This is a genomic window from Kribbella speibonae (assembly GCF_004331375.1).
In the GTDB taxonomy this organism is placed as follows: domain Bacteria; phylum Actinomycetota; class Actinomycetes; order Propionibacteriales; family Kribbellaceae; genus Kribbella; species Kribbella sindirgiensis.
Genome location: NZ_SJKC01000003.1, coordinates 816,252 through 829,677, shown reverse-complemented (window position 1 = coordinate 829,677; position 13,426 = coordinate 816,252). Strand labels below are relative to the sequence as shown.

General features: G+C 68.9%; 11 protein-coding genes. 5 read left to right on the top strand and 6 right to left on the bottom strand.

Annotation, left to right across the window (positions count from 1 at the left end; genetic code table 11):
- Position 1: 1 nt before the first annotated feature.
- The 3 genes from E0H92_RS25255 to clpS form a co-directional block, all read right to left on the bottom strand.
- Positions 2 to 979 (bottom strand): aldo/keto reductase, encoded by a 978-nt coding sequence (locus E0H92_RS25255; RefSeq protein WP_131497918.1) that lies wholly within the window; start codon positions 977 to 979, stop codon positions 2 to 4.
- Positions 980 to 1,343: 364 nt separating this feature from the next.
- Positions 1,344 to 1,895, bottom strand: coding sequence for a DUF2017 domain-containing protein (locus E0H92_RS25250; protein WP_131459801.1), 552 nt, complete (start codon positions 1,893 to 1,895; stop codon positions 1,344 to 1,346).
- Positions 1,892 to 2,179, bottom strand: a complete 288-nt coding sequence (gene clpS, locus E0H92_RS25245; RefSeq protein WP_131459803.1) for an ATP-dependent Clp protease adapter ClpS — start codon at positions 2,177 to 2,179, stop codon at positions 1,892 to 1,894. Before clpS ends, E0H92_RS25250 begins: the two co-directional genes overlap by 4 nt.
- Positions 2,180 to 2,273: 94 nt before the next feature.
- Here clpS and E0H92_RS25240 point away from each other — a divergent pair, with 94 nt between their 5' ends.
- Both E0H92_RS25240 and E0H92_RS45550 read left to right on the top strand, forming a co-directional pair.
- Positions 2,274 to 3,563: a nicotinate phosphoribosyltransferase gene (locus E0H92_RS25240; protein ID WP_238173626.1), complete on the top strand. Its 1,290-nt coding sequence runs from the start codon at positions 2,274 to 2,276 to the stop codon at positions 3,561 to 3,563.
- The gene (locus E0H92_RS45550) at positions 3,560 to 4,036 is read left to right on the top strand and encodes a MarR family winged helix-turn-helix transcriptional regulator (protein WP_131459807.1); all 477 of its coding nucleotides are present in this window, start codon (positions 3,560 to 3,562) and stop codon (positions 4,034 to 4,036) included. The genes E0H92_RS25240 and E0H92_RS45550 overlap by 4 nt, the downstream gene beginning before the upstream one ends.
- Here E0H92_RS45550 and E0H92_RS25230 read toward each other — a convergent pair.
- Both E0H92_RS25230 and E0H92_RS25225 read right to left on the bottom strand, forming a co-directional pair.
- A complete protein-coding gene (locus tag E0H92_RS25230) occupies positions 4,025 to 5,449 on the bottom strand; it encodes a PepSY-associated TM helix domain-containing protein (protein WP_131497916.1) in 1,425 nt (474 codons plus the stop codon). The genes E0H92_RS45550 and E0H92_RS25230 overlap by 12 nt on opposite strands.
- A 113-nt stretch (positions 5,450 to 5,562) precedes the next feature.
- Positions 5,563 to 6,804: a D-arabinono-1,4-lactone oxidase gene (locus E0H92_RS25225; protein WP_131497915.1), complete on the bottom strand. Its 1,242-nt coding sequence runs from the start codon at positions 6,802 to 6,804 to the stop codon at positions 5,563 to 5,565.
- A gap of 157 nt (positions 6,805 to 6,961) precedes the next feature.
- Here E0H92_RS25225 and E0H92_RS25220 point away from each other — a divergent pair, with 157 nt between their 5' ends.
- The gene (locus E0H92_RS25220) at positions 6,962 to 7,966 is read left to right on the top strand and encodes a hypothetical protein (RefSeq protein WP_131497914.1); all 1,005 of its coding nucleotides are present in this window, start codon (positions 6,962 to 6,964) and stop codon (positions 7,964 to 7,966) included.
- 51 nt (positions 7,967 to 8,017) lie between these two features.
- Entirely contained in the window at positions 8,018 to 9,016 is a 999-nt protein-coding gene (locus E0H92_RS25215; protein ID WP_131497913.1) for a YdcF family protein, read from the top strand.
- Here E0H92_RS25215 and E0H92_RS25210 read toward each other — a convergent pair.
- The gene (locus tag E0H92_RS25210; protein WP_202873800.1) at positions 9,013 to 10,275 is read right to left on the bottom strand and encodes an MFS transporter; all 1,263 of its coding nucleotides are present in this window, start codon (positions 10,273 to 10,275) and stop codon (positions 9,013 to 9,015) included. The two genes, E0H92_RS25215 and E0H92_RS25210, sit on opposite strands and share 4 nt — an antisense overlap.
- A gap of 186 nt (positions 10,276 to 10,461) precedes the next feature.
- On the opposite strand from E0H92_RS25210, the gene E0H92_RS25205 reads away from it, so the two are divergent.
- Complete coding sequence (locus E0H92_RS25205) at positions 10,462 to 13,425, top strand: AfsR/SARP family transcriptional regulator (protein ID WP_165549967.1); 2,964 nt, start codon at positions 10,462 to 10,464, stop codon at positions 13,423 to 13,425.
- Position 13,426: the final 1 nt, after the last annotated feature.

Sequence of the window (13,426 nt, the reverse complement as noted above, 5' to 3'; positions counted from 1 at the left end):
CCTACCAGCGGTCGTGGATCTGGGGGCGGATCAGGGCGTCGTACGTCTCCTGGACGGCGGTGAGTTGGTCGGGGGTGAGTGGGGGGAGGGTGGCGGCGGAGATGTTGCCGGCTACCTGTTGGGGGTTGCGGGCGCCGGGGATGACGACCGTGACGCCGGGCTGGTCGAGGATCCAGCGGAGGGCGAACTGGGCCATCGCGGTGCCAGCGGGGAGCCAGGGCATGAGGCGGCGGACGGCTTCCAGGCCGGTGCCGAAGTCGACGCCGGAGAAGGTCTCGCCGACGTCGAAGGCCTCGCCGTGCCGGTTGTACGTGCGGTGGTCGTCGTCGGCGAACGTGGTGTGTTCGTCGTACTTGCCCGAGAGCAGACCGCTGGCGAGCGGGACACGGGCGATGATGCCGACACCGGCGGCCTGCGCCGCGGGCAGTACCTCGTCGAGCGGCTTCAGGCGCAGCGCGTTCAGGATGATCTGCACCGACGCCACGTTCGGCCGCGCGATCGCGGTCAGCGCCTCGGCGCAGGTCTCGACACTGACGCCGTACGCCGCGATCCGCCCCTCGTCGACGAGGGTGTCGAGCGCGTCGAACACCTCGTCGTCCGAGTACACCGGCGTCGGCGGGCAGTGCAACTGCACCAGATCGATCGTGTCGACCCCGAGGTTCTGCCGGGACCGGTCGTTCCAGGCGCGGAAGTTCGCCAGCGAGTAGTTCTCCGGCACCTGCTCGACCCGACGTCCCATCTTGGTCGCCACCGTCAGCCCGTCAACCGAAGCGAGCACCCGCCCAACAATCCGCTCGCTACGCCCGTCCCCGTAAACATCCGCGGTATCGATAAACGTCACACCACCGTCAACCGCAGCCCGCAACACCGCAACCGCGTCCCCCTCATCCACCGCCCCCCAGTCAGCCCCAAGCTGCCAAGCCCCGAGCCCCACCACACCCACATCCCGCCCGGTCCGCCCGAGCCGCCGCGTCTCCATACGCCCAACCCTAGTGTCAGCGGATCAGCGGACCTCCAGCACTCACCAAGTCCCCCGGACGACCCCAAGCCCAGCCAGAGTCAGCGTACGAACCCGCCAGCACCAACTGTTGCTGAGTGGTGCACGTCCGCCCCACCCACGATCAGCTCACAGCCCTCCAGAAGACCAGCGGTCAGTCACGAGATCTCACCCAAGCTCGGCGGCCCGGAACCACATCCGCCCGCCCGACCGAGGCGGTGTCCTTCCGCCGCACCACACCCACCCCGCCAACCACCTCAGCGCCCCACCACCCTCGCCCGCGCCGGAGGCGCCAATGGTCTGCCGCCGCCGGAGGCGGTGTCCTGTTGCGGCGGTGGGGGTGGGGTTAGCGCATGTTGTGGAGGAGGGCGGATTGGAGGTAGCCGAGCCAGTCGTAGAGGTCGTAGGTGAGGCGGCGGGGGTCGTCGTCGGGGAGTTTTTCCCAGGTGGAGTAGTCGTCCTCGTCCTTGATGTCGAGGCGGGTGCCGATGGCGAGGCGGAGGTCGTTCAGGGCGCGGAGCCAGGACAGCTGCTCCTCGGGCTCCAGTGCGATCTCGTCGGCGCCGGACTCCTCGAGCGCGGACAGCACCCGCTTGGCGTCGGTGACCTTGCCCTCGCGCAGCCCGCGCTCGGTGAACCGGCGGAACTCGGCCGACGCCATGTCGTCCTGCTTGTACGCGTCCGGCAGCAGCCGCTGCAGCACGATGTCCTCGGGCGGCGACGTCGGCCCGTCGGAGTCCAGCAGTGCCGCGAGCGGGTCGCTGGACTCGGTGGCGCGCGGCGGCAGACCGTCGTACAGCAGCTCGACCAGGTTGCGGAGCAGGTTCGCGAGGATGTCCGCCTCGTGCTCGGCGAAACTGACGACCACGGTCTTGCGGCGCCTGCGGAAGCGCGTCACGACTTCTCGCAGGTGGCCCACAGGCCGTAGGTGTGCATCGCTTCCACGTCGCGTTCCATCGCTTCCCGGTTGCCGTTCGAGACCGCCGACTTGCCCTCCTGGTGCACCTGCAGCATCAGCTTCTCCGCCTTCTGCTTGGAGTAGCCGAAGTAGGTCTGGAAGACGAAGGTGACGTAGTCCATCAGGTTGACCGGGTCGTTCCAGACGACGGTCACCCAGGGCGGGCTCAACTCGATCGCCTCGTCGACCTCGGGGCTCTCGAGTTCGCTTGGTGCGGTGGTCACCTGTCCATTCTCTCCATCATCGGTTCCGCTCTCGCAATAGGCTGCACCTGTGACCCACTCGACGGCACTCCTGACCGACCATTACGAGCTGACCATGCTGCAGGCCGCGCTGGCCGACGGCACGGCGCAGCGCCGCTCGGTGTTCGAGCTGTTCGCCCGCCGGCTGCCGGACGGCCGCCGGTACGGCGTGGTCGCGGGCGTCAACCGCCTGCTGGACGCGCTCGAGCGGTTCCGGTTCGACGAGCAGACGATCGCCTTCCTGGCCGATCGCGGCGTCGTCGACCAGGCTACCCGGGACTGGCTGGCGGAGTACCGGTTCTCCGGCGACATCTCCGGATACGCCGACGGAGAGATCTTCTTCCCCGGCTCGCCGGTGCTGGTGGTGGAGTCGTCGTTCGCCGAGGCGGTGCTGCTGGAAACCGTTTTCTTGTCGATCCTGAACCACGACTCCGCGGTCGCCTCGGCGGCGTCGCGGATGACCTGGTGGGCCGGTGGGCGGCCCTGTATCGAGATGGGCTCGCGCCGGACCCACGAGGAGGCGGCGGTCGGCGCGGCGCTGGCGGCGTACATCTCGGGGTTCAGCGCCACCTCGAACCTGGAGGCGGCCCGCCGGTTCGGCATCCCGAGCACGGGGACGGCGGCGCACGCGTTCACGCTGCTGCACGACCGCGAGGAGGACGCGTTCCGGTCGCAGGTCGACGCGCTCGGCAAGGGTACGACGCTGCTCGTCGACACCTACGACGTCGCGAACGCGGTGCGGACCGCGATCGAGCTGACCGGCCCCGAGCTGGGCGCGGTCCGGCTGGACTCGGGCGACCTGCCGTCGCTGGCCGGGCAGGTCCGCGAGCAGCTGGACTCGCTGGGCGCGACGAAGACCCGGATCATCGTGACGAGCGACCTGGACGAGTACCAGATCGCCGCGCTGGCGCCGGCGCCGGTCGACGGGTACGGCGTCGGTACGTCGCTGGTCACCGGGTCCGGGTACCCGACCTGCGGGTTCGTGTACAAGCTGGTCGCCCGGGAGGACGCGAGCGGTGAGCTGGTGCCGGTGGCGAAGAAGAGCCCGGACAAGATCTCGATCGGCGGCCGGAAGTGGGCGCTCCGACGGCGTACCGCGGCCGGGGTCGCCGAGGTCGAGCTGATCGGTGTCGGTGAGCAGCCGGTCGACGACGGCGACGACCGGGTGCTGCTGAAGCCGCTCGTCGAGGCGGGCAAGATCGTCGGCCGGACCACGCCGGAAGAGTCGCAGGCGCACCATCAGAAGGTCCGCGACGAACTCCCCCGCTCCGCCAGCCAGCTCAGCCGCGGCGAACCGGCCATCCCCACCGACTACATCGGCGACTACACCAGCCGGAACCCGTTCCTGCCCCGGAGTCACACGTGAGTACGACGCACAATGCCGGAGAGTGGTCACCGGATGCGCCGGCCGACGAGGCCGACGTACTGATCGCGTTGCGGTTCGCGGAGCGTACGACGCGGAAGGCGATCGCGGAGGAGCTGGCCGGGACCGTGCTGCACACCGGGCAGGAGCTGGTGCTGGCCAAGCTTCTGCACCACGGGTCGTTGCCGGTGGCCCGTCTCGCGAAGGTTCTTGACGTCGAGGTGCCGACGGCAACCAAAACCACGCAGCGGATGGAGGCCGCCGGGCTGGTCCGCCGGGTGAAGAGCACGACCGACGCCCGCCAGGTGGGCATCGAGCTGACCGACCGCGGCGTCGAGCTCGCCCACACCGTCCAGGAGATCTACGACCGCGCCGGCCGCCGCGCCCTCGCCCAGCTCACCGCCGAGGACCGCCGCCTCCTCCGCAACCTCCTCTGGACCGTCACCATGACCCTCGAGCCGATGTCACACGAGTAGCTCGTCCGCCTCGGCCGCAGCCTCCTGCACCGGTTCCCCAGGCGACTGCTCGGTGGTGCCGGACTTCCGCCAGCGGTAGAGCCCGATGATCAGATCGATCACCACGAACGCGGCCAGGCTGATCCCGAACAGTGGCAGGAACAACCCGATCCCCACCGCGAGCGCGAGCAGCACGACCACCGCGAGCACCGGGATCTCCCGCCACGCGCCACGCCGAGCCGGCCGGCCCAACCGCAGTGCGTGGCCTCGGGTCGGACGCCGCAGCCACCACATCCGGTAGCCCCAGACCACCGACGCGACGACGGTGCCGGCGACGATCAGCAGCAGGATCTGGTTGACCAGGCCGAAGAGCATGCCCATGTGCGCGTCGATCCCCCACCGCGACAGCTTCGCCCCGATCGGATAGTCGTCGAACCGGACGACGTCCACGACCTTCCCCGACATGGGGTCGACCGCGACCGAGTCGGCCTGTGTCGGCCAGGCCTTCCCGATCTCGCTGACCACGAACGACGTACCGGACTTCTTCGGTGCCACCATCTCCACCGGCCCGTCCAGCTGGGCCGAGCGGGCGGACTGCAACGCCTGCGTCCACTCGTCGACGGCCGGATCGACCTCGCCGCCGGGGAACGCGTGCCCCTCGTGACCGACATGGTCGGCGTCGGTCAGCGCTGTACTGACCGTCGGCGTCTTCCAGTCCAGCGACGCCTTCAGCTCCGTCACGTTCGCGCCTGCGAATCGCGACCACGTGAGGCCGGTCGCCGACAGGAAGAGCATTCCGAAAATCACCCACGTCCCGAGAACTCCATGCCACGACAACGTACGGCGGCGCGCGCTGCCGGATCGCTCCACCCGCCAGCGAGATCCGTTCCGGCGTCCGGTGAACCACAACACGAGTCCCGCCAGGGCGATGAGCCACAACCACGACGCGGCCAGCTCGCTGTAGTTCCGCCCAGCGTCGCCGAGGTGCAGGTTCGCGTGCAGATGGGACAGCCAGGTACGGAACGGCAACGCACCACTGGAGCCATAGGCAACCAGTTCGCCGGTGACCTGTGCGTTGCCCGGATTCACGAACACAGCAAGGCGTTCCGACTCACCCAGCCCGGGTGCGTCGAACAGCACCCGAGTCGTGTCTCCCGGCCCGGCCGCCGGGCGTACGGCGAGTAGTGTGCCGTCCGGTTGCCGCTCCCGGGCGGCCGCCACCTGGTCGCCGACCGGCACCGTCGTACCCGAGCTCTCGACGAAGATCGTGTCCCGGTAGAGCGCGTTCTCGATCTGCGGGGCCAACGCGTAGAGGAACCCGGTCAGCGCCGTCAGGAGGAGGAACGGGCCGACCAGGATCCCCGCATAGAAGTGCAGACGGACCAGCAAGGGCCGCACGCCACCACGTCGCACAGGCGGTTCAGAATCAGACATGGCACACCTCTCGGGACGGAGCGTCAACGATCCGAAACACCCCGTCACTGTGGCGTGCGCCTGTTGCCCCCGAAGACCAGCTCGGTTGCCGTCAGATTTCTCTTTGCTCTCTCCTACCCCTGCGCGCTGAGAGGCAGGTACTGGTCCAGGTACGGGTTGCGGAACTTGCCTGTGGGGTCGTACTTGGACGCGAGCGTGATGAAGTCCGGGACGCGTGGGTAGCGTTCGGCGAGGGTGGTGGCGTCGGCTTCGAAGACCTTGCCCCAGTGGGGTCGCGCGTCGAGCGGCGCGAGCGCGTCCTCCAGGGCGGCGACCACGGGACGGACCACTGTCTCGTCCTGGATCCAGGTGAAGTGCAGGGCGACGGTGTCCCGGCCCTGGCTCGGGCTCAGCCACAAGTCGTCGGCGGCGATCGTCCGGACCTCCGACACCTGGATCACCGGCGCGAACTGGTTGCCCAAGGCCCGCAGTACGTCGAACGCCTCGGCGGCCCGTTCGCGCGGTACGAAGTACTCCGACTGCAGTTCGTCCCCGTTGCTCGGCGTGAACTCGAGCCGGAAGTGCGGCAGCCGCTCGTTCCACGGCCCCGCGACCCCGCCCTGCTGGGTCGCGTAGTCGGCCGGCATCACCTTGATCGGGTGCCGCGGCCCGTCCGCGAGCCGCGCCCCCAGCCACTCGGCCGAAGGTGCACCCAGCTCTCGCCGCTTGCGCCACACCATCACGTCCGGGTCCACCCAGTCGGTGAACGCGCTCACGCTGTACGCGCTGCCCATCACCTCGGCGAAGTCCGTCCCGAGTCGCTCCACCGGCAGCCCGTCGTACACGACCTGGCTGATCTGGTACGTCGGTTGTACGTCGAGCGTCAGGCTGACGGTCACGCCGAGCGCACCGAGTGAGATGACCGACCCGGCGAAGTCCTCGTCGTCCCGGGTCAACGTGACGAGCTCACCGGACGCGTCCACGAACGTGATCGCGTTGACCGCGTCCGCGAGCGGTCCGTTGGCGTCGCCGGAACCGTGTGTCCCGGTCGAGCACGCGCCAGCCACCGAGATGTGCGGCAGCGAGCCGAGGTTGTGCAACGCCAGCCCCTGAGCCTGCAGCGCGGCCGTGATCTCGCCGTACCGCAGCCCGGCCGAGACCGTGACGCCACGCTCGCCGATCTCGATCACCGAGGGCAGGTCGGCGACGCTGACCAAGGTGCCGGCGCTGTCCGCGATCCGGTTGAACGAGTGCCCGGTCCCGAGCACCCGCACCTTCTCCGACCGGCCGACGAGGTCCTGCAGATCGGCGATCGACCGCGGCCGCTGCAGCGCACTCGCGAAGCTGATGTTTCCCGCCCAGTTGGTCAGCATCATGACAGGACTCTCGCACACCACCTCCCGTCGGCCTCCAGGGGTCTTAACCCTTGGAAAACAACGAAAAGTTTCGCGCTCCACCCCCCCCCGTTCCGGGCTGCTCCGGTTGCCCGCGTTAGCGTGGCAACGACAGCGAAATCTCGACTGAGAGGAAGCTATGTCGCGCATAACACCACGCCGATGGGGCGCCATCGCGCCCGGTCCGGCCGGCGTCCTGGCCACTGGAACCGCGGTCACTCTCGCGGTCGCGGGTACGGTACCCGCCCAGGGCGCAACCACCACCGCGAACGACGCAGTGTCGGCGACGCGGAAGATCAAGTGTGACCCCAAGACCGGCGGCAAGCTGTTCTACGACCCGCCGTCGGCATCGAAGAAGTACAACGAGAGGTTCCGGAAGAGTGCCGCGCTGCCCAAGCTGGGGTCCTACATCCCGCAGGGCGTCGGCACCTGGTGGAACTGGTCCGGCTCGAAGAACCTGCTGCTGGTGGCGATGTACCACCCGGGCAAGCGGTCCCTCATCGTCGGCATCGACCCCGCCACCAACAAGGTCGTCGGCGATGTCTCGATCGCGCCGACGCATGCGGGCGGGATCACCACCGCCTACGGCTGGGCCTTCGTGCAGGGCAGCAAGCACGGGATCCGCAAATACAAGCTGTCCACGCTGGCCAAGAAGATGAAGCAGTCCGGTACGCCGTACCTGAAGGCGACCGGCTCCGAACGCAAGGTCTACTGGGCCTCGTTCCTGACCAGCTACGGGGACTCGCTGTTCGCGGGCCGGTTCAACGCCAAGGGCCGCGGCAAGATGTACCGGTACAAGATCAAGAGCAACGGCACGCTCACCACGATGAAGGGTGCGTGGGAGATCCCGACCAAGACCCAGGGCCTGTTGGTGACGAAGCGGCACTTCATCTACAGCACCTCGGCCGGCAACGAGAATCTGAGCAACCTGTACGTCGTACGCCGTGGCCAGCGTGATCTCGACAAGGCGAAGCTGACCTGCTTCCGGGCGCCGAGCATGTCCGAGGGGATCACCGACTTCGGCGGGTACGCGTATCTGGGCTTCGAGTCCGGCTCGTACGCGTATCGCAACAAGCCGGACACGAAGAACGTGATCAGCAATCTCCACCGGGCGAAGATCTCGTCCCTGATCCGCCTGTTGTGACCAGCCTGTCGTGAGGGCGTCGGGCGTCGTCAGATGGTTTGATGGCGCCCGATGGTCATCTGTTTCGGTATCGCCGGGTTCTGGTTCCTCGTCTTCGGCGTCAGCTTCCTGCGCGACCGACGGCTGTTCAAGAACGGGATCTTCCTGGTCCTCACGCTGATGTTCGCGGGCATCGGCGTGATCTTCGCGGTCGAGACGGTCAGCAAGCCCGTGGCGGTCGCGATGGTGTGGGCGATCGTGGTCGCGATCCCGCTGACGATCGCGGTGCTCGCGGTGTTCCTGGTGATCAACGGCGTCACGATGCTGCGCCGGGAGCGCCGCCGGCTGTCCAACCTGCTGTCGCTGCTGGTCGGCCTCGGGATCATCGGCTTCGTGATCTTCAGCGTGCTGGTGCAGAAGATCGGCTGGGAACCGCTGGCCGTCGTACGGTCGGTGCTGCTCGGTGTGCTGACCTACATCTCGTTCCTGTTCCTGTGCTTCCTGGTGTACGCGTTCTTCTACAGCCGGGTCCGCTCGTCGCGGAAGGTGGACTTCGTCGTCGTCCTCGGCTCGGGCCTGATGGGCTCGCGGGTCACGCCGCTGCTGGCGAGTCGCCTGGACCGCGCGCAGCAGGTGTACGAGCGCGCGCTCCGCAAGGGTCGCTCGCCGCTGCTCGTGACGTCGGGCGGCCAGGGCCCCGGCGAGGACCTGCCCGAGTCGCACGCGATGGCGGCGTACCTGGTCGACCACGGCGTCCCCGACGACCAGATCCTCCGCGAGGACAGGTCGACGACCACCTGGGAGAACCTGACGTTCAGCCGGGACCTGATGGTCGAGCTGCGACCGCAGTACCGCTGCCTGATCGTCACGAACAACTTCCACGCGTTCCGCGCCGCGCTCACCGCCCGCAAGGCCAAGGTCAACGGCCAGGTGGTCGGCTCCCCGACAGCGGCGTACTACTGGCCGACGGCAACGATCCGCGAGTTCGTCGCGATCCTGGCCAGCCACCCGTACATCAACGGCGCCATCTGCCTCCTGATCGCCCTCACCGCAATCCTGCCGCACATCTAGACCCGCCCGACCAGACTGCGGCTGAGTCGCGTCAAACACAACGGCGACAGAAACAGTCCCGCGGTGGCGACGAGCAAGGCGGTCCGTACGCCGAACACGCCGGCAGCCGCTCCGCCGAGCAGGGCACCGAGTGGGGTCAGTCCCAGACCGAGGAAGTTGATCGTCGCGACGACCCGCCCCTGCACCGGCAGCGGCGTGACGAGTTGCCGGATCGCGACGACCGCCACGTCGACGGATTGGCTCAAGGCGCCGTACAGGATGTTGATCGTGATCAGCGCGGCGACCGTCGCCGGACCGGGGCCGTGCAGCGTTGAGGTGATCAGCATGACGAGGTCCGAAACGAGCGCCGCGTACACGACCACGCGCCCGTACCCGAACCGCCTCGGCAGCCACGCGGACAGCAACGAACCGACCAGCACTCCGGGCCCGAACGACGCCGTGACCAGTCCGACGACCGCACCCGGAAGGTCGAGCGTGCGGGTCAGGAAGAGCAGATAGACGGTCGTCAGCGCGGTGAACGAGAACTGGTACACACAGGTCGCCGCGGCGATCGCGCGCAACGAAGCGTCCCGTACGACGATGCGCAGGCCTTCACCGATCTGGCGCAGTACGCCGCTCTGCGCGACCGGCGTACCCGCCCGGTTCCGGATGCGGCTGACGGACAGGCTGGAGATCGCGAAGAGCACCGCGCCGGCGACCACCGCGGCCGGGGCACCCAGCAGCGACACGAGGGCGCCGCCGAACGCGGGACCGCAGATCTGCGCGGCCGATCTCGTGGTCTCGAGCATACTGTTGCCCTGGGCAATCTGATTCCGGTCGACGAGCCGGGGCAGCGCGGCCATGTACGCGACGTCGAAGCAGACAGTGAAGACGCCGGCGACGAACCCCACGACGTACAGGAACGGCAGCCCGAGGACCAGTCCCAGCGGCACCGAGAAGAAGACGACGGCGCGGCCGAGATCGGCGGCCACCAGGACCGTTCTGGAGCGTAGGCGGTCGACCAGGACGCCGACCGCCAGCGAGAACAGCAGGATCGGGAGCTGCTGCACGGCGCGGAGGATGCCGAGTTGCGCGGCACCGGCGCCGAGCGAGGTGACCGCGACCAGCGGCAGAGTCACCTGACCGGCGAAGCTTGCGAGTTGCGAGGCGCTCTGGCCGAGCCAGAGCCAGCGGAAATCACGATGCGTCCACAGCGACACGGAGTTGTCCCAGGAGTCGACCCGGGGACCACAGCCCCGGGCAAGGAGGAGCTGCGCCACTCACGCACGCCAGAATCCGGCGCGAACAAAGCGGCACGCGATGACGATTGCGTTCAGCGCGTGCCCGGTTGACCGGGCATCCCCAACTCCTCGTGAACTTGTCGACTCGACCGTCAGCCTAGGGCCTGCCCACCTGGTGAACCACTCAATTGCCGGGTGCTCCCCCGACGCGGCAGACTGCTACAGGTGAGTCACCCGCTGTATATCGAGCTGCTGGGTCCGCTGCGGATCAGGTGGCGCGGAGCGGAGCTCCCGGTGCGGGCGCAGCGGTTGCAGGCGTTGCTCGCCGTACTCGCTCTCCGCGCCAATCAGATCTGCACCGCGTCGGAGCTGCTCGACGCCGTCTGGCAGGACAACCCGCCCGGTACCGGCGTGAAGGTGCTGCCGCCGTACATCTACCGGCTGCGTCGGACGCTACCCGTGGACATCCTCGCGCACACGTCCGACGGCTACCTGCTGCGGCTCGACGAGGGCGCCGTCGACGTCACCGAGTTCGAGAACGTCGTACGCCGGGCCACCGAACTGCGCGAACGCGGTGAGCTCGACGCGGCGGCAGCCGAGTACCGTACGGCGCTCGCGTTGCACCGGGGCGAACCGCTCGCCGGGCTCCCAGGGCAGTACCTCGCTGCACAGCGGCTCCGGCTGGCCGAACGTCGCGACAAGGTCTTCGGCGACCGCGTCGACGTCGATCTCGAACGCGGTCGCGCCGCGGAACTGGTGGCCGAACTCGTCCCCGCGGTGGCCGCGCGACCGTTCGACGAACGCCTCGCCGGCCAGCTCATGCGGTCCCTGTCCGCCGACGGCCGCCAGGCCGATGCGCTCGACGTCTACAGCCGCACCCGCCAAACGCTGATCGACGAGCTCGGCGTCGAACCCGGTCCGGCGCTCCGCGAAGTCCACCGGACGATCCTGCGCAACGAGACCACCGCGCAGGTCCGCGACGAGCTCCCGTACGCCGGAGCGACATTCGTCGGACGCGACGCCGAGCTGGCCCACCTCGCCGACGCGCTCCGCGCAACCGACACGCAGGCGCCGCCGATCGTCGCGATCGACGGTATGGCAGGGGTCGGCAAGACCGCGCTCGCCGTCAACACCGCCCGCAGTCTTGCCCGCCGGTACCCGGACGGCCTGCTCTTCGTCGACCTGCACGGCCACACTCCAGGCCGCCCGCCGCTCGATGTGAAGGCGGCGCTCGACCACCTGCTCCTCGGCGCCGACGTACCAGCGGCAGCCATTCCACACACCCTGGAGAAGGCCCAGGCCCTGTGGCGTACGACGGTCGCGGGCCGGCGCGTGCTCGTCGTCCTCGACAACGCCCCGGACAGTACGACGGTGAACCATCTACTCCCGGGATCACCGACGTGCGGCGTACTGATCACCAGCCGTACTCAACTGACCGGACTCGACGCCCGCGACCGGCTGCACCTCGGATTGCTCGACGCGGCCGACGCCACCAACCTGCTGGCGGCCCTCGTCGGCGCCGAACGCGCGACCGCTGACGTTGCTGCCAGCAACGACCTGATCGAGCGTTGCGGCAACCTTCCGCTGGCGCTCCGGATCGCCGGCGCCCGGCTCCGGCACCGGCCGGCGTGGACCGTTGCCCACATCAACCAGCGCCTGGACCGCGTCGGCCGCCGACTGACCGAACTCACGGCCGACGGCCTCGGTATCGCGGCCGCGTTCGAACTCTCGTACGACCAACTGACACCGAAGCAGCAGCGGATGTTCCGCCTGCTCAGCGTCGTCCCGGGCCGCGACTTCGACCGGTACGGCGCCGCGGCGCTGGTGGACTGTGCGCCCGAGGAGGCGGCCGACCTGGCCGAGTCTCTCGTCGACGCCAACCTGCTGCTCGAGCCGACACCGGACCGCTACCAGTTCCACGACCTGATCCGGGACTACGCGGCCGAGCTCGCCCGCAATACCGATGTCGATCCCGACGCGGCGACGGACCGGCTGCTGGAGTACTACGTCCAGGCCGTGAACCATCCGCTGGCCCAGCAGGGAAACGCACCGTTCCTCGAGCTGGGCGACCGGCCACTGAACGTCGCCCTCCCGGCGTTGGACACGATCCGGCAGGCGGTGGCCTGGGCCGACAGCGAAGCAGCCAACCTGGCGGCCGCCGTCGAGCAGGCGCTGGCGCGCGGCAGGCTCGAGTACACGTGGCTGCTGGCCCTCGGCTCGATGCGGCTCCTGCAACTGCGCGGCTATCGTCAGCAGGAGAAGCACGTCATCGAGCTCGGACTGGCGGCCGCGCGGCGGGCGGGCGATCGTAAGGCCGAGGCACACATGCTGCATGCGCTCAGCAGCTACCTGCGAGGACGGGGAAATACCCAAGGCGCGACCGACGTCCTGCGGCAGGCTCTGGAACTGCTCCCCGAGGACGCCGACGCGCGGGTCCGCGGCCGTCTCTACACCAGTCTCGGTCTCGCGATGCAGACCGTGGATCCGTTCGGCGAGGCGCTTCCGGCTCTGCGCAAGGCCGCGGACATCGCCCGGGAGATCCAGGACGACGTTCTGCTGGGGCGGGCTCTGACGTTCAGCGGACTCGCGCTCAGCAACGCCTGCGAGTACGCCGATGCCGAGCAGATGTACACCGGTGCGCTGGCGATCCTGCGGCCGCGCGGCGCCTCGGGGCTGCGCGCCGACGCGCTCAGCGGGCTGACCACCTGCTACGTGAACCTTGGCCGGCTGGACGAGGCGATGGCCAGTGCGACCGAGGCGCGCGACGTCGCGGTCGAGCTCGAGAGCTCCTTCAGCATCCCGTTCGCGCTCGCGCGGCTCGCACTGGTGAATCGCCTGCAAGGCAACGTCGACACCGCACTCACGCTGTGCCGGGAAGCCGTTGCAGTGGCCGAGAACGGTGGGAACGAGCAGGTGCGGTGGTCCGCCCGCCAATCGCTCGGGACCACGCTGCTCGCGGCCGGCCAGACCGACGAGGCCCTTGAATGCTTCGAGTACGTCCATCGCGGTGCCGTCGAAGACCAGAACAACGCGTACATCGTCGGTGCGCTCGAAGGGCTGGCCGACCACGCGGCGGCGGTCGGCGATCCGGCCAAGGCGACGGCGTACTTGGAAGAGGCCTTGGCGATCAGCGACGAGGTCTCCCCCGCGCGTTCGGTCGGTCTGCGCACCAAGCTGGCGGATCTGTAGT

What these genes read in the sequence shown, in the direction of transcription:
- E0H92_RS25215 (WP_131497913.1), top strand. Translation starts at nt 8,018, where the DNA reads ATGGTCATCTGTTTCGGTATCGCCGGGTTCTGGTTCCTCGTCTTCGGC.
- E0H92_RS25230 (WP_131497916.1), bottom strand. Translation starts at nt 5,449, where the DNA reads ATGTCTGATTCTGAACCGCCTGTGCGACGTGGTGGCGTGCGGCCCTTG.
- E0H92_RS25225 (WP_131497915.1), bottom strand. Translation starts at nt 6,804, where the DNA reads ATGATGCTGACCAACTGGGCGGGAAACATCAGCTTCGCGAGTGCGCTG.
- E0H92_RS25220 (WP_131497914.1), top strand. Translation starts at nt 6,962, where the DNA reads ATGTCGCGCATAACACCACGCCGATGGGGCGCCATCGCGCCCGGTCCG.
- E0H92_RS25255 (WP_131497918.1), bottom strand. Translation starts at nt 979, where the DNA reads ATGGAGACGCGGCGGCTCGGGCGGACCGGGCGGGATGTGGGTGTGGTG.
- E0H92_RS25240 (WP_238173626.1), top strand. Translation starts at nt 2,274, where the DNA reads ATGCTGCAGGCCGCGCTGGCCGACGGCACGGCGCAGCGCCGCTCGGTG.